This is a genomic window from Streptococcus pseudopneumoniae (assembly GCF_038148935.1).
Taxonomy (GTDB): domain Bacteria; phylum Bacillota; class Bacilli; order Lactobacillales; family Streptococcaceae; genus Streptococcus; species Streptococcus pseudopneumoniae_U.
The window spans coordinates 1-25,860 of the sequence record NZ_JBBJZX010000014.1; the positions used below are offsets into that span (position 1 = coordinate 1).

At 42.1% G+C, this 25,860-nt stretch carries 25 protein-coding genes, 1 pseudogene and 1 riboswitch; of the genes and pseudogenes, 18 read left to right on the forward strand and 8 right to left on the reverse strand.

The features are described 5' to 3' along the window. Positions 1-75, forward strand: a pseudogene (locus WKI42_RS11065) (ABC transporter permease); the annotation flags it as partial. A gap of 29 nt (positions 76-104) precedes the next feature. Here WKI42_RS11065 and WKI42_RS02745 read toward each other — a convergent pair. After that, on the reverse strand, positions 105-674 hold the full coding sequence (locus WKI42_RS02745; RefSeq protein ID WP_368081120.1) for an MptD family putative ECF transporter S component: 570 nt from the start codon (positions 672-674) through the stop codon (positions 105-107). A 134-nt stretch (positions 675-808) separates the two neighbouring features. Between WKI42_RS02745 and WKI42_RS02750 the strand changes: the two genes are divergently transcribed. From WKI42_RS02750 to nrdI, 5 genes are all read left to right on the forward strand, one after another. Next, entirely contained in the window at positions 809-1,423 is a 615-nt protein-coding gene (locus WKI42_RS02750) for a YesL family protein (RefSeq protein WP_368081121.1), read from the forward strand. Next, positions 1,401-3,071: a sensor histidine kinase gene (locus WKI42_RS02755; RefSeq protein WP_368081137.1), complete on the forward strand. Its 1,671-nt coding sequence runs from the start codon at positions 1,401-1,403 to the stop codon at positions 3,069-3,071. Before WKI42_RS02750 ends, WKI42_RS02755 begins: the two co-directional genes overlap by 23 nt. A gap of 11 nt (positions 3,072-3,082) precedes the next feature. Next, positions 3,083-4,369, forward strand: a complete 1,287-nt coding sequence (locus WKI42_RS02760) for a response regulator transcription factor (RefSeq protein WP_368081122.1) — start codon at positions 3,083-3,085, stop codon at positions 4,367-4,369. Between the two features lie 60 nt (positions 4,370-4,429). Further along, positions 4,430-4,969: an ABC transporter permease gene (locus WKI42_RS02765; RefSeq protein ID WP_368081123.1), complete on the forward strand. Its 540-nt coding sequence runs from the start codon at positions 4,430-4,432 to the stop codon at positions 4,967-4,969. 77 nt (positions 4,970-5,046) lie between these two features. Continuing rightward, entirely contained in the window at positions 5,047-5,517 is a 471-nt protein-coding gene (gene nrdI, locus WKI42_RS02770; protein WP_368081124.1) for a class Ib ribonucleoside-diphosphate reductase assembly flavoprotein NrdI, read from the forward strand. Positions 5,518-5,809: 292 nt separating this feature from the next. On the opposite strand, the gene WKI42_RS02775 is transcribed toward nrdI, so the two are convergent. From WKI42_RS02775 to WKI42_RS02785, 3 genes are all read right to left on the reverse strand, one after another. Beyond that, complete coding sequence (locus WKI42_RS02775) at positions 5,810-7,072, reverse strand: NRAMP family divalent metal transporter (RefSeq protein WP_368081125.1); 1,263 nt, start codon at positions 7,070-7,072, stop codon at positions 5,810-5,812. 215 nt (positions 7,073-7,287) lie between these two features. Then, positions 7,288-7,746, reverse strand: coding sequence for a DUF3021 domain-containing protein (locus WKI42_RS02780; RefSeq protein WP_368081126.1), 459 nt, complete (start codon positions 7,744-7,746; stop codon positions 7,288-7,290). After that, positions 7,743-8,183 carry a LytTR family DNA-binding domain-containing protein gene (locus WKI42_RS02785; RefSeq protein ID WP_368081127.1) on the reverse strand — a complete coding sequence of 147 codons (441 nt, stop codon included), beginning with the start codon at positions 8,181-8,183 and terminating at the stop codon, positions 7,743-7,745. Before WKI42_RS02785 ends, WKI42_RS02780 begins: the two co-directional genes overlap by 4 nt. A gap of 205 nt (positions 8,184-8,388) precedes the next feature. Between WKI42_RS02785 and mutL the strand changes: the two genes are divergently transcribed. From mutL to WKI42_RS02800, 3 genes are read left to right on the forward strand one after another with little or no spacing between them, the layout of a single operon-like run. Next, the gene (gene mutL / locus WKI42_RS02790) at positions 8,389-10,338 is read left to right on the forward strand and encodes a DNA mismatch repair endonuclease MutL (protein ID WP_368081128.1); all 1,950 of its coding nucleotides are present in this window, start codon (positions 8,389-8,391) and stop codon (positions 10,336-10,338) included. A gap of 15 nt (positions 10,339-10,353) precedes the next feature. Continuing rightward, positions 10,354-10,947, forward strand: coding sequence for a Holliday junction branch migration protein RuvA (gene ruvA / locus WKI42_RS02795; RefSeq protein ID WP_000273417.1), 594 nt, complete (start codon positions 10,354-10,356; stop codon positions 10,945-10,947). A 9-nt stretch (positions 10,948-10,956) separates the two neighbouring features. Beyond that, the gene (locus WKI42_RS02800) at positions 10,957-11,520 is read left to right on the forward strand and encodes a DNA-3-methyladenine glycosylase I (RefSeq protein ID WP_368081129.1); all 564 of its coding nucleotides are present in this window, start codon (positions 10,957-10,959) and stop codon (positions 11,518-11,520) included. A gap of 84 nt (positions 11,521-11,604) precedes the next feature. On the opposite strand, the gene WKI42_RS02805 is transcribed toward WKI42_RS02800, so the two are convergent. The 4 genes from WKI42_RS02805 to WKI42_RS02820 form a co-directional block, all read right to left on the reverse strand. Next, positions 11,605-11,868 (reverse strand): SemiSWEET family transporter, encoded by a 264-nt coding sequence (locus WKI42_RS02805; protein WP_000166114.1) that lies wholly within the window; start codon positions 11,866-11,868, stop codon positions 11,605-11,607. A 105-nt stretch (positions 11,869-11,973) separates the two neighbouring features. After that, complete coding sequence (locus WKI42_RS02810; protein WP_368081130.1) at positions 11,974-13,008, reverse strand: S66 peptidase family protein; 1,035 nt, start codon at positions 13,006-13,008, stop codon at positions 11,974-11,976. Between the two features lie 142 nt (positions 13,009-13,150). After that, a complete protein-coding gene (locus WKI42_RS02815; RefSeq protein WP_000078018.1) occupies positions 13,151-13,828 on the reverse strand; it encodes a DUF1129 domain-containing protein in 678 nt (225 codons plus the stop codon). An 11-nt stretch (positions 13,829-13,839) separates the two neighbouring features. Further along, positions 13,840-14,784, reverse strand: coding sequence for a magnesium transporter CorA family protein (locus WKI42_RS02820; RefSeq protein ID WP_000815623.1), 945 nt, complete (start codon positions 14,782-14,784; stop codon positions 13,840-13,842). 131 nt (positions 14,785-14,915) lie between these two features. Between WKI42_RS02820 and uvrA the strand changes: the two genes are divergently transcribed. The 9 genes from uvrA to WKI42_RS02865 all read left to right on the forward strand — a co-directional run bounded on the left by uvrA (position 14,916) and on the right by WKI42_RS02865 (position 25,831). Beyond that, entirely contained in the window at positions 14,916-17,747 is a 2,832-nt protein-coding gene (gene uvrA / locus WKI42_RS02825) for an excinuclease ABC subunit UvrA (RefSeq protein WP_368081131.1), read from the forward strand. Further along, the gene (locus WKI42_RS02830) at positions 17,740-18,801 is read left to right on the forward strand and encodes a M24 family metallopeptidase (protein WP_001042865.1); all 1,062 of its coding nucleotides are present in this window, start codon (positions 17,740-17,742) and stop codon (positions 18,799-18,801) included. The genes uvrA and WKI42_RS02830 overlap by 8 nt, the downstream gene beginning before the upstream one ends. A 57-nt stretch (positions 18,802-18,858) precedes the next feature. Further along, a riboswitch (M-box (ykoK) riboswitch) is annotated at positions 18,859-19,009 on the forward strand. Between the two features lie 194 nt (positions 19,010-19,203). Further along, positions 19,204-21,864, forward strand: coding sequence for a magnesium-translocating P-type ATPase (gene mgtA / locus WKI42_RS02835; protein ID WP_368081132.1), 2,661 nt, complete (start codon positions 19,204-19,206; stop codon positions 21,862-21,864). 135 nt (positions 21,865-21,999) lie between these two features. Next, positions 22,000-22,398: a transcriptional regulator Spx gene (gene spx, locus WKI42_RS02840; protein WP_000591165.1), complete on the forward strand. Its 399-nt coding sequence runs from the start codon at positions 22,000-22,002 to the stop codon at positions 22,396-22,398. A 60-nt stretch (positions 22,399-22,458) separates the two neighbouring features. Then, the gene (locus WKI42_RS02845) at positions 22,459-23,028 is read left to right on the forward strand and encodes an SP0191 family lipoprotein (RefSeq protein ID WP_000725132.1); all 570 of its coding nucleotides are present in this window, start codon (positions 22,459-22,461) and stop codon (positions 23,026-23,028) included. A gap of 86 nt (positions 23,029-23,114) precedes the next feature. Then, positions 23,115-23,381 carry an IreB family regulatory phosphoprotein gene (locus WKI42_RS02850; protein WP_000507059.1) on the forward strand — a complete coding sequence of 89 codons (267 nt, stop codon included), beginning with the start codon at positions 23,115-23,117 and terminating at the stop codon, positions 23,379-23,381. A gap of 3 nt (positions 23,382-23,384) precedes the next feature. Next, a complete protein-coding gene (ruvX, locus tag WKI42_RS02855; RefSeq protein WP_368081133.1) occupies positions 23,385-23,804 on the forward strand; it encodes a Holliday junction resolvase RuvX in 420 nt (139 codons plus the stop codon). A 15-nt stretch (positions 23,805-23,819) separates the two neighbouring features. Next, positions 23,820-24,125: a DUF1292 domain-containing protein gene (locus WKI42_RS02860; protein WP_000017620.1), complete on the forward strand. Its 306-nt coding sequence runs from the start codon at positions 23,820-23,822 to the stop codon at positions 24,123-24,125. 455 nt (positions 24,126-24,580) lie between these two features. After that, complete coding sequence (locus tag WKI42_RS02865) at positions 24,581-25,831, forward strand: folylpolyglutamate synthase/dihydrofolate synthase family protein (protein WP_368081134.1); 1,251 nt, start codon at positions 24,581-24,583, stop codon at positions 25,829-25,831. Positions 25,832-25,860 lie beyond the last annotated feature (29 nt).

Genomic DNA, 25,860 nt, shown 5'->3' on the forward strand with positions numbered 1-25,860 from the left:
TATCATTATCATTTTGATTATCTTTGCAATCCAATTCTTGGGAGACTTCTTGACTAAGTCTTGAGTCATAAATAAAAAAGAGCCGTGCGGCTCTTTTTTATTTATCAGATTTTCTGTGCAAATTTTTTACTCAAGGCTTGTCCAATTAAGGCACCAACTAGGGCTCCGATGACAACACTTGCGATAAATAAAAGGATGGTTCCAGGATTTGGCGCAACCATGATACGGTCGATATACTCTTGTGATTTTCCTCTTGCTAGAAGGGTTGCCATATAGGTTTTGGGCGCAATCCACATAAGTAAGATTGGACCAGTTGAGCTAAAGGCGAAAATAACGAAAGAAAGGAAGTTCTTTGTTTGATCCTTGTATTTTCCTAAATGAGCTACTCCATTTGCTAGGAGGCCACAGATAATTCCAGGAAGGAAGGCACCGGCACCGTGTTTAGTTCCCAAGAAAAAGAGAGCAATGACAAGGCCGATAGTGGTAATGGCTCCAAAACGCGGAACTTTTGCGACTAGGATCATATAGACGCTACCGCCGACAAGGGCAGTAAAGGCAGGCGCATAAAACATGTTTCCAGTTTGGTCAAAGAGATTGCCCAAAAGGACACCAATCCCCATGGAGAGGAAGTAAAGAACTGCAAAAAGCAGTGTAGTTAAGATAGATTTCTTCATGAATTGTCTCCTGATCATTTTTTCACAATTCTCATTGTATCACGGTTTGATGGGATTGTAAATGGGCACTAGAATTTTTTGAAAACGCTTGAAATATGATATAATAGTTTCATAGTTATTTTTAGGAGGATATCATGGGGAGATTTTTAGACTTTGTCTTTAATCGTTTCTTTTTAGGGATGATTACGACAGCCTTCTTTTGGCTATTAACTTTAGTAGGAGGTATTATCCTTGGTCTAGCGCCGGCTAGTGCCACCTTGATGAGCCTATATGCAGAACATGGTTATAGCTTTCGGGAATACAGTTTGAAGGAGGCTTGGTCTCTTTATAAGCAAAATTTTGTTTCAAGCAACCTGATTTTCTATAGCTTTTTAGGAGTGGATCTAGTTTTGGTCTATGGCTTGTATCTCTTGGTGCAATTGCCTCATCAGACTATTATTCATTTGATTGCGACCTTTTTGAATGTTCTAGTAGTTGCCCTGATCTTTTTGGCTTATACAGTATCTTTGAAATTACAAGTTTATTTTGACTTGTCTTATCGAAATAGTCTCAAATTATCCTTGATTGGCATCTTTATGAGCTTAGCGGCTGTGGCAAAGGTTCTCCTTGGGACCGTGCTACTTGTGGCAATTGGTTACTATATGCCTGCCCTACTTTTCTTTGTAGGAATTGGGATGTGGCATTTCTTTATCAGTGATATGTTGGAACCGGTCTATGAAAGTATCCATGAAAAATTGGCGACAAAGTAGAATGAAGCAGTTTTGGCTACATACGCTTCTGAGAACCTACAGTTCAGTTATGATGATTATTATTGCGAGTTTTGCAATCTTACTCTCTTACGCTGACTGGGATTCACGTGAAAAGGAAGCTCAGAGAGTAGCCCAGCGTGTAACCACTAGAACAGTCGAAGAGGTGGAATATTATTATCGCGAGTCAGCCCAGCTAGCGCAAGATTTAGTAGCCAATCAAGACAGGATACAAGGGGTTTATAAGTACTTTAGCCTGTCAACTTCTGAGTATTTTTATTGGCTGTTGGAGCATCAAGCAGCTTCGTCAACTTCTATTTCTCTGTATGAAAATATTGATGATCTTTATGTCCAAAATGACTATATAACGGGTGTTGCAATCGTCTTGCAGGACTTTAAAGAAGTTTATGTTTCGAGCAGAAATGAGAGAGGGGGTCATTCGGTACTTGCGGAAGGTTTTAAACCAGAGGCCAATAGTTTTGGAGTGCCTATTTTAGACCCAGCAACGGATCAATCTATAGGAGTGATTTACATCTCCTTGGATCCAGAAGTTTTATATCATGCCATTGACAATACCCGAGGTCATATTCCGATGGCTGTTACTGTGACATCACCATTTGATACGGAAATTTTTCATATTGGTGAGAGGGTCAATAGGGAACATGAGAACTGGTTTGTTGGTGTGACCTCTCATGGCTATCAGGTTCAGGTGGCAGTTCCTAAAAACTTTGTTTTACAAGGAACAGTGGCTAGCTCTGCTTTGATTGTGGGCTTGAGCATGCTCTTTATTGTTATTCTCTATCTGACTTTGAGGCAGACCTTTGCCAATTATCAAAAGCAGGTAGTGGATCTGGTGGATTCCATCCAAGCTATTGCCCAAGGGCAAGAAGGTCTTCGCATCGATACGCTTGAAAAGGATCAGGAATTGCTCTTAATCGCAGAGACCACTAATGATATGTTGGATCGCTTGGAAAAGAATATCCATGATATTTACCAGTTAGAGCTTAGTCAAAAAGATGCCAATATGCGGGCCTTGCAGGCGCAAATCAACCCTCACTTCATGTACAATACTCTGGAGTTCTTGCGTATGTACGCAGTCATGCAAAGTCAAGATGAGTTAGCAGATATCATTTATGAATTCAGTAGTCTCTTGCGTAACAATATTTCCGACGAAAGAGAGACTCTTCTCAAACAGGAATTAGAATTTTGCCGTAAATACAGCTATCTCTGCATGGTTCGCTATCCTAAGTCCATTGCCTATGGTTTCAAGATAGATCCAGAGTTAGAGAATATGAAGATTCCCAAGTTTACCTTGCAACCGCTGGTAGAAAACTATTTCGCGCATGGTGTTGACCACAGGCGGACAGATAATGTGATTAGCATCAAGGCTCTTAAACAGGATGGTTTTGTGGAAATTTTGGTGGTCGATAATGGTAGAGGAATGTCGGCTGAAAAACTGGCAAGTATTCGAGAAAAATTAAGGCAGAGACATTTTGAACACCAAGCCAGCTACAGTGATCAAAAGCAGTCTATCGGGATTGTCAATGTCCATGAGCGTTTTGTGCTCTATTTTGGGGATCGCTATGCTATTACTATAGATTCTGCAGAGCAAGTAGGTGTTCAGTATCGTATTACAATTCAAGATGAGTAGAGAGGGAGAAAATGTATAAAGTATTATTAGTAGATGATGAGTACATGGTGACAGAAGGTCTGAAACGTTTGATTCCCTTTGATAAGTGGGATATGGAGGTCGTCACAACAGCCAGTCATGCCGATGAAGCCCTAGAATATGTTCAGGAAAATCCCGTCGATGTCATCATTTCAGATGTCAATATGCCCGACAAAACAGGGCTTGATATGATTCGGGAGATGAAAGAGATCTTACCAGATGCTGCCTATATCCTGCTCTCAGGTTATCAGGAGTTTGATTATGTAAAAAGAGCAATGAACCTTAGTGTTGTGGACTATTTGGTCAAGCCTGTTGATAAGGTAGAGTTGGGAAATCTGCTGGAGAAGATTGCAGATCAGCTTAGCGAGAGAGGAAAGAAAAGTCAAACCCTCAGTCAAGATTTAGATGAGGCTGGATTTGTTAATTATTTAGGAGGTAAGGAGAACTGGTGGATAGGTCTATCCAAGGAAAAACAAGGTTCCTTCACCATTCCCTACTATGTCTTGGGTCAAGACTGGCAGATTTTCATTTCTGACCAACCCCTAGATGGTTTAGTCGTTACTCCCTTTGAAGCCCCTTATCAAGAACACTTTGAACGTTGGAAGCTGAATGCTGAGAAAGCCCTCTTTTACGGCTCTGTAAATCTACAGCAGTCGGAGAGCCTTTTTGCCTACTATGAACCGATTTATAGGGTTATCATTCAGGGGAATCTCAATCAAATCGTGGAAGAATTGAACCTTTTGGAGAAGGTGGTTCTTGAAAATACACCGCGTGTTCCGATTACCAAACAGCTTTTTATCCAGTTTGTCATGGATGTCTTTCACTTGTTTGAACATCTCAAAGCTGATGATATGACGGATATTGTCAAAACCATTCATGCTATTCAATCTTTCGATGAATTGGTTTCTTATATCAAGGAAACTCTGATCAGCTTTTTCGGTCAATACCGTATGAATGAAAATGTGGTCAGTGTGTTGGAAGTCATTGGTCGTGATTACCAAAAAGAGCTTTCCCTCAAGGATATCAGTAAGGCTCTCTTTATCAATCCTGTCTATCTAGGGCAGTTGATTAAGCGAGAAACCGATTCGACCTTTGCAGAGTTACTAAACAAACAACGTATTAAGGCTGCCCAACAACTTTTGCTTTCAACCAGTGACAGTATCGAAGATATTTGTTATGCTGTTGGCTACAGTAACGTTGGATATTTTTATAAAGTTTTCCGAAAATTGTGCGGAAAGTCTCCCAAAGCCTACCGAAAACAGGTAGAAACGATACTATAAGATTTGTATCCCTTTACAAAAAGTGCTATAATATAAATAATAATATCAGGAGGTTCTATCATGAAAAAGAAACCGATTTATCTATGGGTCTTGCTAATCTTGTCTGCCCTTATTTCAGCTACGTCTCTGTTTGGAATGTTGAGTCCCTTGCCTAGCAAAGAAGCCCTTCGTGCCGCTGCCGCTCAGAAACAAGTTGCAGGGGTCAGTGCTCAGCAATTAGAAGACCAGCTTAATTATACCTATAGAGTAGCAGAAGCGTATCATTCTATTTTTAATATGGCCTTGATTGTGCTATCTGCTATTTTAGTGGTCGTAGCGATTGTCTTCCTTATTTGTAAGAATTTGCAATATGCAAACTATACTTACGTTGGCTATGTTTTGTTAGCTATTATCGGTTCGATTTATGGCTATGTTGGTTTACAGGACGCTGTGCAGTTGGTTCAAGATGAGAGCATGCGTTTGACAATGAGTATTGGTTCAAAAGCTGTCAGCATTTTCTATATCGTCATCAATGTTCTCTTCCTAGCTCTTGTCTTCTATAAGATGTGGCGTCAGCAGAAAGCCTTGGCAGAAGAAGAGGAAGCAGAAAATCTTGCCTAAGTATTGACAAAAAAGAACTATCAAGATACAATCTTGGTAGTTCTTTTTCGATTAAAAATAAAATCATGGAGGTACATATGAAGACAATTTCTTTAGTTTATATCAGTCTGAGTGGGAATACTGAGAGTTTTGTGACGCGCTTGAAAGATTATCTCTTGTCCCAGTACGAGGGGATTGAAGTCCAAAAGATTCATATCAAGGATTTGGTCAAGGAAGGCCAAGATTTTTATGAAATGGACCATCCCTATGTTGCTTTTTTGCCGACCTACCTTGAAGGTGGGAATGGCGTGGATAACGGAGATGTTGAGATCTTGACGACACCCGTTGGGGATTTTATCGCCTATGGTGACAATGCTAGTAAGTGTTTTGGTGTGGTTGGTTCAGGAAATCGTAACTTTAATAACCAATACTGCCTGACAGCCAAGCAATACAGTCAACGTTTTGGTTTCCCTGTATTGGCTGACTTTGAAATGCGAGGTATGCTGGAAGATATCAAACATGTCGCAGCGATTATCGCAGATTTGTATGAGTTGGAAAGGGAGAATTAATACTCAATGAAAATCAAAGAGCAAACTAGGAAGCTAGTCGCAGGTTGCTCAAAGCACAGCTTTGAGGTTGCAGATAGAGCTGACGTGGTTTGAAGAGATTTTCGAATAGTATAAAGTTCTTATAAGAGGCGGTTGGAGTTTTTCAACTGCTCTTTGAGTATAAACAGTCTTTAAGAAGGTAAAAAAGCATAAGTTCAGGTATTCAAAACCTTGTTCTTATGCTTTTTATTATAGAAATATTTGCTGAATTTTCTCTTGAAATGAAACCTTATCTTCATCTAGAGCTTGTTAGTTATCCTGCTTTTCCGATTGCGAGTGCGTAGATAAAGAAGATGGCGAAGCCAAAGAGGAAAATCAATCCTGCAATGGCAAGGTGTTTGAGCCAAGAAGGAAGATTTTTGTTTTCACGCGTTACCAAGGCGTAGTTTAAAAGAGCGAAGAATGGTGTTGTCAGGAAAGAACCAATCATGGCAAAGCGGAGCATGGTTGAAACCTGACCAGCGAAGAACTTGATAATGATGATACCGATGATAGCAGTGATGGTCATCCAGATGTTCAAAGATTTACGATTGTCTTCTTTTTGACTGATTAGCAGTCGGAGAGATTCCTGATTGACGCGAGAATAGCCATCAATAACAGTGATAACTGTTCCAAAGATACACAGGAAGGCAATAAAGGTAATCAAGTAACGGGACCATTCGCCAAGAACAGAGGCATACATGCCCACGAATTGAGAGATGTATTTGGCTGAAGCGGCTTCAACTGCTTGCCCTGTAGGATATTGAATCAATGCTCCCAGTGCCACAAAGAAGACGGCTAGGATAGCTGTTCCAATATAACCAGTGTTAAAGTCAAACAGAGCATCTTCTGTGTTAAAGTTGACGGTCTTTCTCTTTTCAGCTGACCAAAGCGAATTGATAGCTGAAATTTCAATAGGAGCCGGCATCCATCCTAGGAGGGAGACGATGAAGGGCAGCGCTGCCATTTGCCAAGGTGTCTTCTCGACAAAATCAGAACTGTATTCTGGATGCTTGACCGCTGCGATGATAACTGCAAGAACAGTTGCAATGGTTAAGGCAGACATAATCCATTTGACCATGCCGTCTAAAAGTTTGTAGCCTCCAAAGAGTAGCATAGCCCAAATGATTGCAACGAGAATGAGGGACCACTGAGTAATGCTAAGTCCAATCAGTGGGAAGGCACTGGCGATGATAGCTGAGCACAGAATGGCAACACCAGCTGTGTTGACCATAGCCGAAAAGACATTAAGGATAAAGAAAATCCAGAGATAGAGTTTTCCTTTTTCGGCATAACCTTCAACCAAAGTCTTTCCAGTATCAGCTGTGTATTCAGCACCAAAACGGAAAAATGGATATTTAAAGACATTGGCTAAGATGACCAAGAGAAGTAGGGACCAACCGTAAGAACCACCAGCTTGAGTGGAAGATACAATGTGGGAACCACCAACAGCGGCAGAAGCCATTAGGATTCCAGGTCCCATTGCTTTTAGTTTACTTGTCCAGGTTGATTGATTTAACGAAATAGCTTGCGACATGATAGATACTCCTTTTTGAATTTTCAGAATAATCTGGATATGTAATCTATATTCTACAAAAAACTTTAGGAAAATGCAAGATGATTTTGAAAAAATATGGAAAATTACAGAAAATTTACAAAGAAGATCTGAAAATAACCGCTATGATAGAAAGGTGCAGCAGGATAAAGAAAAACCGAGAAGTTTCTTTCTCGGATTTGCTTATTATGAGATTCTTACTTTCTATGCTCTAATAGTTGATTGATATGGTCTACTTTTTTTGATGCTCTTTTATAGGAAATAGTCCAAATGATGAGGTAGACAATCGCAAACTCGATAATGAGTTGGAGATAGAAAATCCAGTGGAAGGGGAACCAACCTGCCAGAGTTGCCAGTGGGACAAAACCAGCCAGCATGAGGAAGAAATGGGAAAGCGTCGCACGAAGTATGCTCCAGTCACGGCTGAATAATCGTTTACCAAAGTTGAAGAGAATACCGATGGCTGCCCAGATAAGAGTACAGTAGAGCAAGACCAGGGCACCGTGAACCTGATGTTGAGCTATCACTTGGCCGATGCTAGAGTAGGGATTTAGTGGTGCGTAGGTATTTGGTGCATAAATGAGTGAAAAGATGATAGAGAGGATGTGGCCGATGAGGACACCAGCAGCTGCGTCGTGGAAGATTTGTTTTTTCATAGTTCTAATTTCTCCTTGATGGTTTTTAGATAACGGCGTGAAGAGTAGGTGAAGCTTTCGTTTTTTAGAAAGATTTCTACCAGACCGTTGGGGGTGAGCTTGAGATGGGAGATGGAGTCGATATTGATGATTTCAGATTGGGAAATTTGGATAAAAGTTGTTGGCAGAATTTCAAGGACCTGATAGAGACGTAAATCAATGCTGTAGGTCTGACTCGCTGTTTCTGCTAAAACCTTCCGATTCTCGATATAGAAGCGTTGTATCTTACCAATCTTAACGAGATAGACCTGATCATCAATCTTTCCTTTGATTGTTTCTTTTTGGTCCAGATTTTCTGCGAACTCGATGACTTTCTGGATTTTATCGGTTTCTTGAGGTGCTTGGACAATCAGCTTTTCCTCCTTGTAAGTTTCACTAATCTGTAGTTCTACTTTCATAAATTTCTCTCCTTGTTTTTCATACAAAATTGTGATCACTTCTTGTACACCTTTATTAAACACTATTTTATAGCCTATGGCAAGGGACTTTGTCTATGTGGAGGGATTTGGTTCCTATGTGGCGCTTGCTTTTCTGTCCTGTCTGAAATATGGTATAATAGCACTATCAATTTCTAGGAAAATAGATACGGAAAGGGGCTGAAAGATGTCTCATATTATTGAATTGCCAGAGGTGTTGGCAAACCAGATCGCGGCAGGAGAGGTTATCGAACGTCCTGCCAGTGTGGTCAAAGAGTTGGTAGAAAATGCCATTGATGCTGGCTCTAGTCAGATTATCATTGAGATTGAGGAAGCAGGTCTCAAGAACATTCAAATCACAGATAATGGTCATGGAATTGCCCACGATGAGGTGGAGTTGGCCCTGCGTCGCCATGCAACCAGTAAGATAAAAAATCAAGCAGATCTCTTTCGGATTCGCACGCTTGGTTTTCGTGGTGAAGCCCTGCCTTCTATCGCTTCTGTTAGTGTCTTGACTCTGTTGACGGCGGTGGATGGTGCAAGTCATGGGACTAAGCTCGTTGCGCGTGGGGGAGAAGTAGAAGAAATCATCCCAGCGACCAGTCCAGTGGGAACCAAGGTTTGTGTGGAGGACCTCTTTTTCAACACGCCTGCCCGTCTCAAGTATATGAAGAGCCAGCAAGCAGAGTTGTCTCATATCATTGATATTGTCAACCGTCTGGGCTTGGCCCATCCTGAGATTTCCTTCAGTTTGATTAGTGATGGCAAGGAAATGACGCGGACAGCAGGAACTGGTCAACTGCGCCAAGCTATCGCAGGGATTTACGGTTTGGCGAGTGCCAAGAAGATGATTGAAATTGAGAATTCTGACCTAGATTTCGAAATTTCAGGTTTTGTGTCTCTGCCTGAGTTAACCCGAGCCAACCGCAACTATATCAGCCTCTTCATCAATGGCCGTTATATCAAGAACTTCCTGCTTAATCGTGCTATTTTGGATGGCTACGGAAGCAAGCTCATGGTGGGCCGTTTTCCACTGGCTGTCATTCACATCCATATCGACCCCTATCTAGCGGATGTCAATGTGCATCCAACCAAGCAAGAGGTGCGGATTTCCAAGGAAAAAGAACTGATGACCCTGGTTTCAGAAGCGATTGCAAATAGTCTCAAGGAACAAACCTTGATACCTGATGCCTTGGAAAATCTTGTCAAATCGACCGTGCGCAATCGTGAGAAGGTGGAGCAGACGATTCTCCCACTCAAAGAAAATACGCTCTACTATGAGAAAACTGATCCGTCAAGACCTAGTCAAGCTGAGGTGGCTGATTATCAGGTAGAATTGACTGATGAAGGACAGGATTTGACTTTATTTGCCAAGGAAACCTTGGACCAATTGACCAAGCCAGCAAAATTGCATTTTGCAGAGAGAAAGCCAGCTAACTATGACCAACTAGACCATCCAGAGTTAGACTTAGCAAGTCTTGATAAGGCCTATGACAAGCTGGAGCAAGAAGAATCATCAAGCTTCCCAGAGTTGGAATTTTTCGGACAAATGCACGGGACCTATCTTTTTGCCCAAGGACGAGATGGGCTCTACATCATAGACCAGCACGCCGCTCAGGAACGGGTTAAGTACGAGGAGTACCGTGAAAGCATTGGGAATGTTGACCAGAGCCAGCAGCAACTCCTAGTACCTTACATCTTTGAATTTCCAGCGGATGATGCCCTGCGTCTCAAGGAAAGAATGCCTCTTTTAGAGGAAGTTGGCGTCTTTCTAGCAGAGTACGGGGAAAATCAATTCATCTTACGTGAACATCCTATTTGGATGGCAGAAGAAGAGATTGAATCAGGCATCTATGAGATGTGCGACATGCTCCTTTTGACCAAGGAAGTTTCTATCAAGAAATACCGAGCAGAGCTGGCTATCATGATGTCTTGCAAGCGATCTATCAAGGCCAATCATCGTATTGATGATCATTCAGCTAGACAACTCCTCTATCAGCTTTCTCAATGTGACAATCCCTATAACTGTCCTCACGGAAGGCCTGTTTTGGTGCATTTTACCAAGTCGGATATGGAAAAGATGTTCCGACGTATTCAGGAAAATCACACCAGTCTCCGTGAGTTGGGGAAATATTAAACTAAAAGGAAAACTATGTACGAATATTTAAAAGGAATTATTACCAAAATTACTGCCAAATACATTGTTCTTGAAACCAACGGTATCGGTTATATCCTGCATGTGGCCAACCCCTATGCTTATTCAGGTCAGGTCAACCAAGAAGCTCAAATTTATGTGCATCAGGTTGTGCGTGAGGACGCCCATCTGCTTTATGGATTTCGTTCAGAAGACGAGAAAAAACTCTTCCTCAGTCTGATTTCGGTTTCTGGGATTGGTCCTGTATCAGCTCTTGCTATTATCGCTGCTGATGACAATGCTGGCTTGGTTCAAGCCATCGAAACCAAGAACATCACCTACTTGACCAAGTTCCCTAAAATTGGTAAGAAAACAGCCCAGCAGATGGTGCTAGACTTGGAAGGCAAGGTAGTAGTTGCAGGAGATGACCTTCCTGCCAAGGTCGCAGTGCAAGCTAGCGCTGAAAACCAAGAATTGGAAGAAGCCATGGAAGCCATGTTGGCTCTGGGCTACAAGGCGACCGAACTCAAGAAAATCAAGAAATTCTTTGAAGGAACGACAGATACAGCTGAGAACTATATCAAGTCGGCCCTTAAAATGTTGGTCAAATAGGAGCAGAGCATGACAAAACGTTGTTCGTGGGTCAAGGTGACCAATCCGCTCTATATCGCCTATCATGATGAGGAGTGGGGTCATCCCCTCCATGATGATCAAGCATTGTTTGAGTTGTTGTGCATGGAAACCTATCAGGCAGGTCTGTCTTGGGAAACGGTACTCAACAAACGCCAGGCTTTCCGAGAAGCCTTTCATGGCTATCAAATTCAAGCGGTCGCAGATATGACCGACACCGAATTGGAAGCCTTGCTGGATAATCCAGCCATAATTCGAAATAGAGCCAAGATTTTTGCTACCCGCGCTACCGCCCAAGCCTTTCTACGACTACAGGAAGAGTACGGCTCTTTTGATGCCTATCTTTGGTCTTTTGTTGAGGGGAAAACGATCGTCAATGATGTTCCCGACTACCGCCAAGCCCCAGCTAAAACACCTTTGTCTGAGAAATTAGCCAAAGATCTCAAAAAACGAGGCTTCAAGTTCACAGGACCAGTCGCCGTCTTATCTTTTCTACAAGCAGCAGGGCTAGTTGATGACCACGAGAATGATTGTGAGTGGAAAAGCGGTCACTAGTGTGTACAGGTAACTAGAATATCTTAGAATATAGAAAAAAGCTGAGAAGTTTTTCCCAGCTTTTTATATATACTATTAGATTTGTTAGAGTGAAGTCAAAAAAGTGATTCCACCTAAAATAACACCAGCTGAATTTGGAATGATTAGTATCCAATCCTTCTTAGGTTCCTTTGTCCATCCATAAATAACCCAGATTAAGCAAGATATTGCAGCTGATAAAGGTTGAAATGGTTGAGCTTTATTTCCCTGTAAATTAGCGATAATTTGAGGTATGTAGGCAATAAATACTATAATTCCAATAAAGGCACCAATAGAACCTACGATTCGATTAATTTTTTGTTTTGTCATATACACCTCCTACAAAAGGATATCATAGAAATTAGCGAAATGCAATAAATTCAGATACAAATTGTAATGAAAACCAATACAAAAGCACAAAAATAGAGAAACTATTTATTTTTTGTTATAGTCAAAGCGAATGACTTGCTCCTGTGCATCTACATGGGCATGGACGCCAAAGGGGACAATTGCTCTTGGAGTTGCGTGGCCGACATTTAGATTATAGAGAATCGGAATATTGCTGTCAATAATATCCAATAGTGCCTCTTTATAGTCGTCATAGAAAGTTTCATCCATAGGTTTTCCGACCAGGAGTCCACTGATGGCCTCGAATATACCAGTGTTCTTTAAAGTCTGCAACATCTTTTTGAAGTCTTCCGGCTCAGGCTTTTCTTCGCTTGTCTCTAGCAAGAGGATTTTTCCTTCCCAGTCTGACAAGTCAGGGAAAAGTTTGTACTTTTGGCAGAGGTTCGTGCTATCTGCGTATCGAGAATTGTCAAAGATATCATAGAGAGATTCGAGACAGCCACCGAGGATTTCTCCCTCGAACTGGGCATTTCCTTGCAACAAGTCAAAACCAGTATTTGCATGACTGACACGAGGTGTCCCCAGAGCCTTGGGACTAAAATCAGTTCGTTCCTCATACCAAACGTCACTAGGGCGGATTTCTGAGATTCTTCCCGTCTCAATCAATTCTTTAAAATAGTCAAGGCTATAGGCTAATATTTCTTTGTCTAATTCACAAATATCTGCTAAAAAGGATTGCCCATAAAAAGTCTTGATTCCTAGTTTATGCAACATGAGATGGTTCATGGTTGTATCCGAGAAGCCAAGAAAAATTTTTTGTTTGATAACCTTTTGGAGTTGGTCATTTTCAAAAAGATAAGGTAGCAAGCGATAGGTATCGTCTCCACCGATGGCACATAGAATCATATCGATGCTATCATCAGAAAAGGCATGAATCAAATCCTCTGCACGCGCTTCAGGATGGTCCTTGATAAAGTCTAATCCATTTAGCGAATGGGGCAAAAAGATAGGATTGAGTCCCAGGTCCTTGAGACGTTGGACACCCAAGTCCACTTCGTGTTTGACAAAGTCCTCTCCGATAATGCCACTAGATAAACTAACAATACCAATAGTAGAAACCATATCTTATCCTCCTAGAAATAGATTGAGCCTATTTTATCACAAAAGATTAGATAGAGCTATGTGGGATTTCAGAAGAATACTTTAAAATCAAAAAAGAGCCGTGAAAAAGCAACCACGCCTGCAGTTGCTTTTATCATTCTTCTTAATAGCGTGTTGGTCCTGCACTTGCGCTGCGGATGTTCAAGCGTTTCTTGAGATAGAAGCGAAGGGCTAGGAGGGCTGCTCCGATAATAGCCAACGGCAATGGAGCAAGTACTGGGTTAAGGCTAGCTGGTAGGAAGCTTGTTGCAAAGAAGACAAGCAACCAAAGAAACATAGAGGCTAGGATAACTAGTACAGATTTCCAGAAAGGTGGACGTTGACTGCGGTCCATATCAGGCCCGTAGTATTGGTAAACGAAGTAGTACATCAAGTAGAAGGCAAATCCACCAACCAGTCCAACTAGCAGGAGGGTAATCAAACCGTAACCGATAGCCTGATCTGCTGAGAAGAAGGTTGTGAGGGCGCTGACGAGGGCGAAGAGGCTAGTGATGAAAAGGGCTGAATCCATAATCATGAGTTTTGGATCATCATTTTCTTTTGGATGCTCTTTTTCGTACTGCTCTTTGACAGTGAAGCTATGAGCCCAGTGAGTTGGTGCGCCATAGAGGGAGCGAGCAGTCGTACCTTTGGCTTGCTCCTCAAGGATTTGGGGAATAACTTCCTCAAAAATAGTTTTGATTTCAGCGTCTGTTTTCCCATCTTTGATGAATTGTTGGGTAGCGATGTGGACAAACTCTTGGTTTTTCTTTGTTAATTTTTGTAGATCAATCTGAGACATAGGAACTCCTCTTAGAACCATTTTTTATGGATGAGATAGAGAGTGAGCGAGACACTCATAGCAAAGGCGATAAAGACGATTAACCAGAAGGCATTTGGCTCTCCGTTTAGGGGGATTTCATTATCCTTAAAGTTCATCCCGTAGGCAGAGAAGACCATGGTTGGGATGGACATAACGATGGTCACAAGGGCCAAGGTTTTCATGATGTTGTTCTGGTTGTTGGAAATGATAGAGGCAAAGGTCTCTGTCATAGAATGCAAGACGTTTCCATAAATGTCTGCCATCTCGATGGCCTGTTGGGTTTCAATCAGGGTATCTTCAAGCAGGTCTTCGTCCTCAAGGTATTTCTTGATATTGCTGGTTGAGCTGGTCAATTTCTTAATCACGCGCTCATTTGTTTTGAGGGAGGCCTTGAAATAGACGATGGTTTTTTCCAATTCCATGAGCTCAATCAATTCTTCATTACGAGTTGATTGATGCAGTTGACTTTCGATTTGTTCACTCTTACGGTCAATTGAACGAAGGGCTGTTAGGTAAAGCTCTGCATTGCGATAAAGAATCTGGAAGATAAAACGCGAACGCATGAAGGTGTAGAAATTACGCAATCGACGGTTGATAAAGACATCGAGGACTGGTAGAGGTTCCAAACACGTAGTGATAATGGTTTCCTCAGTGATGATAATACCAAGCGGGATGGTGACGTAGTAGGTGCGGTTATTTCTTTCTTCTGTGACCGGCACGTCAACGATAATCAGGGTATACTCGTCTTCAATCGTAATACGAGACATTTCTTCCGCATCGAGCGGTGCTCGAAGGTCGGCAATATCGATATCGAAGGCGTTAGCGATTTCGAGTGATTCATTTTGAGTCGGATTGACGAGATTGATCCAAGTACCCGGTTCAAGCGTATCGATCTCTTTAAATTCAGTTGTTGTAGAGAGAAAAACTTGTTTCATATCCCTTATCCTTTCTCATTTTTCAGATTTTTTCACACCGTACTATTATACTACAAATTCAGCCTTTTGGGTAATAGAATCTCACTTTTTTTGGTATAATGGTAAGCAATAATGGACTAGAAAGAACAAAGATGCAAGATAAAATTGTCATTCATGGGGCGCGTGCCCATAATTTGAAAAATATTGATGTGGAGATTCCGCGAGACAAGCTGGTTGTTGTGACAGGCTTGTCAGGCTCAGGGAAATCCAGTCTGGCCTTTGACACCCTCTATGCGGAGGGACAACGTCGCTATGTGGAGAGTTTGTCAGCCTACGCTCGCCAGTTTTTGGGAAATATGGAGAAACCAGATGTAGATGCTATTGATGGTCTCAGCCCAGCTATTTCCATTGACCAGAAAACGACTAGCAAAAACCCTCGCTCGACGGTGGGAACCACGACTGAAATCAATGACTATCTGCGTCTCCTCTACGCGCGTGTGGGGACGCCTTACTGTATCAACGGGCATGGGGCTATCAAGGCTTCTTCGGTGGAGCAAATCGTGGATAAGGTTTTGGAGTTGCCTGAACGCCAGCGCCTGCAAATTTTAGCTCCAATCATCCGCAAGAAAAAAGGACAGCACAAGAGTGTTATCGAGAAGGTTCAGAAAGATGGGTATGTCCGTGTCCGTGTGGATGGGGAAGTCTATGATGTGACCGAAGTGCCAGAGCTGTCTAAGAGCAAGCAACACAATATTGATGTCGTGGTTGACCGTATTGTTATCAAGGAGGGAATTCGTAGTCGTCTCTTTGATTCTATTGAGGCTGCCCTTCGTATTGCAGAAGGTTATGTCATTATCGACACTATGGACGACTCTGAGTTGTTGTTCTCTGAGCATTATGCCTGTCCAGTTTGTGGCTTTACTGTTCCAGAGTTAGAGCCACGTCTCTTCTCATTCAATGCTCCTTTTGGCTCTTGTAGTGAGTGTGACGGTTTGGGCATCAAGTTGGAGGTGGATACTGATTTGGTAGTGCCAGATCCCAGCAAAACGCTACGCGAGGGAGCCTTGACTCCTTGGAATCCTATCTCATCCAACTACTATCCAAACATGCTAGAGCAGGCCATGACAGCCTTTGGAGTGGATATGGATAAGCCTTTTGAGGACTTGTCAGAAGAAGACAAGAACTTGATTCTCTATGGATCTGATGGTAAGGAATTCCATTTTCACTATGAGAATGAATTTGGCGGTGTGCGTGATATTGACATTCCTTTTGAGGGAGTTGTCAATAATATCAAGCGTCGCTATCACGAGACAAACAGCGATTACACTCGCATCCAGATGCGTCTTTACATGAATGAGCTGACCTGCGGAACTTGTCACGGCTATCGTCTCAATGACCAGGCCTTGTCTGTCCGTGTGGGTGGCCAGCAAGGGCCACATATCGGAGAAATTTCAGACCTGTCTATCGCAGATCACTTGGAATTAGTCAGTCAGTTGACTCTATCTGAAAATGAAGCCATCATCGCCCGTCCCATTCTCAAGGAAATCAAGGACCGCTTGACCTTCCTTAATAACGTGGGACTTAACTATCTGACTCTGTCTCGTTCGGCAGGAACCCTTTCAGGTGGGGAAAGTCAGCGTATTCGCTTAGCAACCCAGATTGGTTCCAACTTATCAGGTGTCCTTTATATCCTGGATGAGCCGTCAATCGGTCTCCACCAGAGGGACAATGACCGTCTGATTGCTAGTCTCAAAAAGATGCGCGACTTGGGTAATACACTCATTGTAGTGGAACACGACGAAGATACCATGCGTGAAGCTGATTATCTGATTGACGTTGGTCCTGGTGCCGGTGTTTTTGGTGGTGAGATTGTTGCCGCAGGTACGCCCAAGCAGGTTGCTCGCAACAGCAAGTCTATCACAGGTCAGTACTTGTCAGGCAAACGTGCTATTCCAGTGCCAACAGAGCGCCGTGCCGGAAATGGTCGTTTTATTGAAGTGACAGGAGCGCGTGAGAACAACCTGCAAAATGTCACAGCTCGCTTCCCACTAGGAAAATTCATCGCGGTGACAGGTGTGTCAGGTTCAGGGAAATCGACCCTAATCAATAGCATTCTCAAAAAAGCTATTGCCCAGAAGCTCAACCGTAATTCAGACAAGCCTGGTAAATTCAAGACCATCACAGGGATTGAGCATGTAGACCGCTTGATTGACATTGACCAGAGTCCAATTGGACGGACGCCGAGGTCCAACCCAGCTACCTATACAGGAGTTTTTGACGATATACGTGACCTCTTTGCCCAGACAAATGAAGCTAAGATTCGAGGCTACAAGAAGGGTCGTTTCAGTTTCAACGTCAAGGGTGGTCGCTGTGAAGCCTGCTCAGGTGACGGGATTATCAAGATTGAGATGCACTTCTTGCCAGATGTTTATGTAGCTTGTGAAGTCTGCCACGGAACCCGCTACAACAGTGAAACCCTAGAAGTTCACTACAAGGAAAAGAATATCTCGCAGGTCTTGGATATGACCGTCAACGATGCGGTAGAATTTTTCCAACACATTCCGAAAATTCAGCGTAAACTTCAGACTATCAAGGATGTAGGGCTAGGCTATGTGACGCTAGGTCAACCAGCTACCACCCTTTCTGGGGGAGAAGCCCAGCGTATGAAGTTGGCTAGCGAACTTCACAAACGATCGACAGGAAAATCTTTCTACATTTTGGATGAGCCGACGACAGGGCTTCATACTGAGGATATCGCTCGCTTGCTTAAAGTCTTGGCTCGCTTTGTTGACGATGGCAATACAGTCCTTGTTATCGAGCACAATTTAGACGTTATCAAGACGGCAGACCATATTATTGACTTGGGACCTGAGGGCGGTGTCGGTGGTGGAACCATCATCGCAACAGGAACTCCAGAAGAAGTAGCGGCCAACGAAGCCAGCTACACAGGACATTATTTGAAAGGAAAGTTACATCATGAATAAACGTGTACAAGCATTTCTAGCTAAAATGCAAGAAAAAGAACTAGATGGTATCATCATCAATAACCTTAAAAACGTCTATTACCTGACTGGTTTTTGGGGCTCAAACGGAACAGTCTTTATCAGCCGTGACCGTCAGGTATTGGTGACAGACTCTCGCTATATCATTGCAGCCAAGCAAGAAACCAGTGGTTTTGAGATTGTGGCTGACCGTGATGAATTGGTTGTCATTGCAGGAATTGTTAAGGACATGGGCTTGTCTCGCATCGGTTTTGAGGATGAGATTTCGGTGTCTTATTATCGCCGTATGCAGGCAACCTTTGAAGGAATTGACTTGCTTCCACAAACTCAGTTTGTAGAAGGTCTTCGAATGATTAAGGATGAAGCGGAGATTGCAGCTATTCGCAAGGCTTGTTCTATCTCAGACCAAGCTTTCCGCGATGCGCTTGACTTTATTAAGCCAGGAAAGACTGAAATTGAGATTGCCAACTTCCTTGACTTCCGCATGCGTGAGTTGGGAGCATCTGGCTTGTCTTTTGATACGATTCTAGCTAGCGGTATCAATTCTTCTAAGCCTCATGCCCATCCTATGCATAAACCAGTTGAGCTAGGAGAAGCCATTACTATGGACTTCGGTTGCCTTTATGACCACTATGTCAGTGATATGACACGGACTATCTATCTAGGGCATGTCAGCGACGAGCAGGCAGAGATTTACAATACGGTTCTCAAAGCCAATCAAGCCTTGATTGACCAGGCTAAGGCTGGCTTAGGTTTCCGTGACTTTGACAAAATCCCTCGTGATATTATCATCGAGGCAGGCTATGGCGACTACTTTACCCACGGTATCGGACACGGTATTGGACTGGATATCCATGAGGAACCATACTTTAGCCAGACTTCTACAGAAACTATTAAGGCAGGTATGGCATTGACAGATGAGCCGGGTATCTATATCGAAGGCAAATATGGCGTTCGTATCGAGGATGATATCCTGATTACAGAGACAGGTTGTGAATTATTGACCCTTGCTCCAAAAGAGTTGATAGTTATCTAAGAGTTAAACAACTCAAGTGATTGACTTTTAAATTTTAAAGGTTTATACTGAAAGACGAAAACGGTAGGTGAGGCTACCATAGGGATACGGATGACTACCGCAAAGCAGTGGAGACACTACTCGTTGGTCAACAGTCCTGGTCGCGAAGGCCAAGACTAAGCTCATTACATTGCCCTATGGAGTTAAAGCTTGAACGAAAAACAGATAATTAGTTTTTTAATCCTGCCATTTTATGGTGGGATTTTCTACTGTTTAAATCAAAGAAAGGAGATAAACGATGCAAATTGACGATCATCCGGAACCGCACATACACAGCCAATCGCTGATTTGTGTCGTTCTGCCCTTATAAAGTGATTGGTCTCTGTGTATGAAACACATCATTCATACAGATAGGAGAAACCAATGAAAACTACAAAAGAAAGATTAGCAACAGCTATTCATACATCTTTAAACGAAACTCTATCTTTTTATAAGACAAGTCTAACAGGCTTGACTGAGGAGCAGGTGGAGAAAAATCGTGACCTATATGGCGAAAATACCATCACAAAGGGTCAAGAAGACAGTATCCTCAAAAAGATTTACGAATCCATTATCAATCCTTTTACAATCATCTTGCTGGTCATCGCCGTGATTTCCTTGGTGACCAATGTCTGGTTGGCAAAACCAGGTCAAGAAGATCCGACAACTTCCATTATCATCGTTGTCCTAGTCCTCATTTCTGGTGGTATACGCTTTGTCCAGGAACTCCGTAGTGATAAGGCTGCGACCAATCTATCAAAAATGATTGTCAACACAGCGACTGTCATTCGTCAAGGAGAAATCCAAGAAGTACCTATCGATGATTTGGTAGTGGGTGACGTGGTTAAATTAAGCGCTGGAGACATGATTCCAGCAGATCTTCTTTTATTTGAGTCGCGCGATTTCTTTGTACAACAGTCGGGCTTGACAGGTGAAAGTGAATCGGTTGAAAAATTGGCCTTGACCAAGGCAACAGTTCAACAATCTGATAGTCTGCTAGAAGCAGAAGCGCTCGCCTTTATGGGAACCAATGTCTTGTCTGGTAGTGCCAAGGCCGTGGTTTTAGCAGTTGGTGATGATACCATGATGGGAGCCATTGAGCAGACTTTGAACACCTATGACGAGCCTACTTCGTTTGAGCGGGAGATGAATAGTATTTCGTGGCTCTTGATTCGTTTGATGTTGGTCATGGTGCCCATCGTTTTCTTGTCCAATGGTTTAACAGATGGAGATTGGTTAGAAGCTGGCGTATTTGCTTTGAGTGTTGGTGTTGGATTGACACCTGAGATGCTTCCTATGATTATCACGGCCAGTCTAGCAAAAGGCTCCATCATTATGGCCAAGGAAAAAGTGGTTATCAAGAAACTCAATGCCATACAGGACTTAGGGGCGATTGATATTTTGTGTACAGATAAGACAGGGACTCTAACCCAAGACGAAATTGTCCTTGAATATCCCTTGGACATCCACGGACGCTTGGATTTGACCGTCTTGAGACGAGCTTATCTCAATTCTTATTTTCAAACGGGCTTGAAAAATTTGATGGACAGAGCCATCATCAAACGGACTGAAAAGGAAGCCAAAGAACATACCCTCTTGCAAAATCTGGCTCAAACTTTTCAAAAAATAGATGAGCTCCCCTTTGATTTTGAACGTAGACGGATGAGTGTTATCGTTAAGGATGAACACGAAGTGGTTAGTTTGGTAACCAAGGGTGCTCTAGAGGAAATGTTGACGATTTCCAGTTATGCGGAATACCAAGGAGTGATTACTCCCTTGACAGATGTTATTAGAGAAGAAATATTAGCGGAAGTCCGACAACTCAATCAACAAGGTTTGCGTGTCTTGGGAGTGGCCTATAAGTCAGGTTTGAGGGAAGATCATGCTTATACAGTTGATGATGAAGGGGATATGATTCTAACTGGTTATTTAGCTTTCCTAGATCCTCCTAAACCATCTGCAGCACCAGCAATTAAGGCACTGTTAGAACATGGGGTTCAAACAAAGATTCTGACGGGAGACAATGAAAAAGTTACCCAAGCAGTTTGTGAAAAGGTTGGATTAGATATTAATCAGATGCTGTTAGGGTCTGAAATTGACCAGATGAGTGATCAAGAATTGGCTCAAGCCGTAGAGGAGGTAACAGTCTTTGCCAAACTTTCTCCTGACCAAAAAGCAAGGATTATTTTGCAATTTAAGGCTAACGGTCATGCTGTCGGCTATATGGGAGATGGGATCAATGATGCTCCTTCTATGAAAGTTGCAGATGTGGGGATTTCTGTTGATACAGCAGTAGATATTGCCAAAGAAACAGCTGATGTTATCCTACTTGATAAGGATCTAATGGTGCTTGAAAAAGGACTTGTTGAAGGTCGTAAGGTCTATGCCAATATGACTAAATATATCAAAATGACAGTGAGTTCTAATTTTGGGAATATCTTATCCCTATTGGTCTCTGGCATCTTTTTGCCATTTTTACCAATGGCACCAGTCCATTTGATTATCCTAAATCTAGTCTATGATTTGTCTTGTATTGCCTTGCCTTTTGACAAGGTGGATAAAGATTTTTTGAGAAATCCGCATACCTGGGAAGCTAAGTCCATCACACGTTTCATGATTTGGATGGGGCCTATCTCTTCTGCCTTTGATATTTTGACCTTTATTTTGCTCTATTTTATCATTGTACCCATGACGACAGGTCAAGCTTATGTTCATGGGGCAGAGTCTGCCGTAGGATTTATTGTCTTGTTTCAGACAGGTTGGTTTATCGAGTCCATGTGGTCACAGACCATGGTTATCCATATGCTGCGTTCAGCTAAAATTCCCTTTTTACAAAGTCGTCCAGCTTGGCTAGTCCTTGTGACAACCTTATTGGCTGCAGCCTTTGTGACCTTCCTTCCCTACAGTCCACTCGCAATCCTACTTCATCTAACTCCTTTAAAACCGATTTATTTCATCTTTTTACTTTTCATCATTATTTTGTATATGATTAGTGTGACAATTGTGAAAAAAATCTATATCAAGAAATATCAAGAATGGCTGTAAATTTCATTTTGTCAAGAAAAAAGTACGAAAATAACGAAAAAAGTCAAAAAAATTTAAAAATAGGTCGCAAGTCGGATGTTTTTTATGGTATAATAGACTAAACTGATAGTAACATGTAGCGAAAGGGGTAGGTACATGATTAAAATTTATACAGTCTCAAGTTGTACTAGCTGTAAAAAAGCAAAAACCTGGCTCAATGCCCACCAGTTAAGTTATAAAGAACAAAATCTTGGTAAAGAAGGAATTACGAGAGAAGAATTACTGGATATTCTAACCAAAACAGATAACGGAATAGCCAGCATCGTCTCATCTAAAAATCGCTATGCCAAAGCCCTTGGAGTGGATATTGAAGATTTGAGCGTCAATGAAGTCCTCAATCTGATTATGGAAACACCGAGAATTTTAAAGAGCCCAATTCTTGTGGATGAAAAACGCCTACAAGTTGGCTACAAGGAAGACGATATTCGTGCCTTCCTACCACGCTCTGTCCGTAATGTAGAAAATGCAGAAGCACGTTTGCGTGCAGCTCTATAAACATCAAGACTGGGAGCAACTCCCAGTCTTATTTTAATTTCAAAAAGAAAGAAGAAAGAAATGAAAAAAATAGTTCTTGTTAGTCTAGCTTTCCTTTTTGTCCTGGTTGGTTGTGGACAGAAAAAAGAAACTGGACCAGCTACAAAAACAGAAAAGGATACGCTTCAGTCGGCGTTGCCAGTTATTGAAAATGCCGAGAAGAATACAGTTGTCACCAAGACTTTGGTCTTGCCCAAGTCAGATGATGGTAGCCAGCAAACCCAAACCATTACATACAAGGATAAGACTTTTTTGAATCTAACCATTCAACAAAAGCGTCCAGTCTCAGATGAGTTGAAGACCTATATTGACCAACATGGTGTGGAAGAAACTCAAAAAGCTCTCCTTGAGGCTGAGGAGAAGGATGAGTCCATCATAGAAGCTCGTAAATTGGCAGGCTTTAAGCTTGAAACCAAACTATTGAGCGCAACGGAACTTCAAACAACGACTAGTTTTGATTTTCAAGTTCTGGATGTCAAGAAGGCTTCTCAGTTAGAATATTTGAAGAACATTGGTTTAGAAAATCTTTTGAAAAATGAACCAAGCAAATATATTTCAGACAGATTGGCAAATGGTGCGACAGAACAATAGAAAATCCAAATAAATAGACTGCCTGAATTGTAGAACGTAAGGAATTATGCTATAATGGTACTATTCTAAGGAAAGAGGGTGTTAGAATGGGATTTACTGAAGAAACAGTACGTTTTAAATTGGACGATTCCAATAAAAAAGAAATTAGCGAAACTTTGACTGATGTCTATGCTTCGTTGAACGATAAGGGCTACAACCCAATTAACCAAATCGTAGGTTACGTATTGAGTGGAGACCCTGCCTACGTTCCTCGTTATAATAATGCACGAAATCAAATCCGTAAGTATGAGCGTGATGAAATCGTTGAGGAATTGGTTCGCTACTACCTTAAAGGACAAGGAGTCGATCTATAACCTATGAGAATTATGGGATTGGACGTCGGTTCCAAAACGGTAGGGGTGGCGATTAGCGATCCGCTCGGTTTTACAGCTCAAGGGCTTGAAATTATCCAAATCAATGAGGAACAAGGCCAATTTGGTTTTGACCGCGTTAAGGAGTTGGTTGATGCTTACAAGGTGGAACGATTTGTAGTGGGCTTGCCTAAAAACATGAACAATACAAGCGGACCGCGCGTGGAAGCTAGTCAAGCATACGGAGCAAAGCTAGAAGAGATTTTTGGTTTACCAGTAGACTATCAAGATGAACGCTTGACAACAGTGGCTGCTGAGCGTATGTTGATTGAACAAGCAGATATCAGCCGTAACAAGCGTAAGAAAGTCATTGATAAGTTAGCAGCTCAGCTGATTTTACAAAATTATTTAGATAGAAAATTTTAATATAAAGGAGAGGCTATGTCACACGATCATAACCACGACCACGAAGAACGTGAACTAATCACACTAGTAGATGAGCAAGGAAATGAAACCTTGTTTGAAATCCTTTTGACGATTGATGGAAAAGAAGAATTTGGTAAAAACTATGTTCTCCTAGTACCAGTTAACGCAGAAGAAGACGAAGACGGACAAGTTGAAATCCAAGCTTACTCATTCATCGAAAACGAAGATGGAACAGAAGGCGAATTGCAACCAATCCCAGAAGACTCAGAAGACGAATGGAACATGATTGAAGAAGTCTTCAACAGCTTTATGGAGGAGTAAAAATGTTCAGTGAACATTTTTACCCTTACGCTAAAAATAAAGACCGTAAGTAAGTCCGGGGGATGTTTTTAGCCTGATGCTAAAAATAAAAACCGTCAGTAAGTCCAGTGGACGTGTTTAGCCCTGCGCTAGAAATTAGAAACGCAGGCAGTTCAGTGGATATTTTTACCCCAGTTCCTTTAAATAAGAGAGAACAGGTAAGTCTGGGGGGACTGTATCACCCCAACTCCTAGAAATTAGAAGAGTTGGAACGTCCGGGGGATGTTTTTAGCCCAGTTCTTTTAAATAAGAGAGAACAGGTAAGTCTGGGGGACGTTTTACCCCAGATTAACATTCATAGGAGCTAGTTATTAGCTAACCAGGTAAGAGGTTGGGACGAAAATCCTGGCCTCGTTTTTTTGTTATCTATGGAATTTTGCTAGGTAATTGATTATACTTTTATCGAGGAGAGGTATATGTTTGAAGTAGAAGAATGGCTTCATAGTCGGATTGGTTTGAATTTTCGATCAGGTTTGGGCCGAATGCAGCAAGCGGTGGATTTGTTAGGAAATCCCGAGAAGTCTTATCCTATTATCCATGTAACAGGGACTAATGGGAAAGGTTCTACTATTGCTTTCATGAGGGAGCTATTTATGGGGCATGGCAAAAAAGTTGCTACCTTTACCTCCCCTCATATCGTCTCTATCAATGACCGAATCTGCATTAATGGACAACCTATAGCAGACGCAGACTTTATCCGTTTAGCTGAGCAGGTCAAGGAGATGGAAAAGACGCTTGTGCAAACCCATGACCAGTTGTCCTTTTTTGAATTGCTGACCTTGATTGCTTTCCTCTACTTTAAGGAGCAAGAGGTGGATTTGGTTTTACTAGAAGTGGGAATTGGTGGCTTGCTTGACACGACCAATGTGGTAACTGGAGAGATTTCGGTCATTACCTCCATAGGGCTTGACCATCAGGAGACCTTGGGCGATAGTCTAGAGGCAATTGCAGAGCAGAAAGCTGGTATTTTCAAGGCTGGTAAAAAGGCAGTGATTGCGAAATTGTCTTCAGAAGCTAGGCTTGTCTGTCAAAAAAAAGCCGAATCTTTAGCTGTTGATCTTTATCAGACAGGTCAAGATTTTTCAATGTTGAATGGCGATTTTTCAAGCTCTTTGGCTAACCTTTCACAGTTGAAAATAGGTTTAGAAGGAGCTTATCAGCAGGAAAATGCAGCCTTGGCGTTGCAAACTTTTCTTCTTTTTATGAGGGAAGGAAAGGAAGCTGTTGATGAGCAGGCTGTAAGACGGGCTTTGGAGAAGACCCATTGGGCTGGACGTTTGGAGCGTATTCGTTCTCAAATTTACTTGGACGGTGCTCATAACCTCCCTGCCTTGACTCGCTTGGTTGAGTTTATCAAAGAAAAAGAGCAGGAAGGTTATCGACCTCAAATCCTCTTTGGAGCCTTGAAACGTAAGGATTATCAAGGGATGTTGGGTTATCTGACTGAAAATTTACCTCAGGTGGCACTCAAGGTGACCGGCTTTGACTATCAGGGGGCTTTGGACGAAAGGGATGTGACAGGTTACGATATAGTTTCTTCTTACCGAGAATTTATCAGCAGTTTTGAAGAAAGAGCAGATACGCAGGACTTGTTATTCATTACAGGGTCTCTCTATTTTATCTCAGAAGTACGGGGCTACCTGCTGGAACGTGAGCAGATAAATTGACCTCTTCTTTTGTCTTTGTTATACTAGAC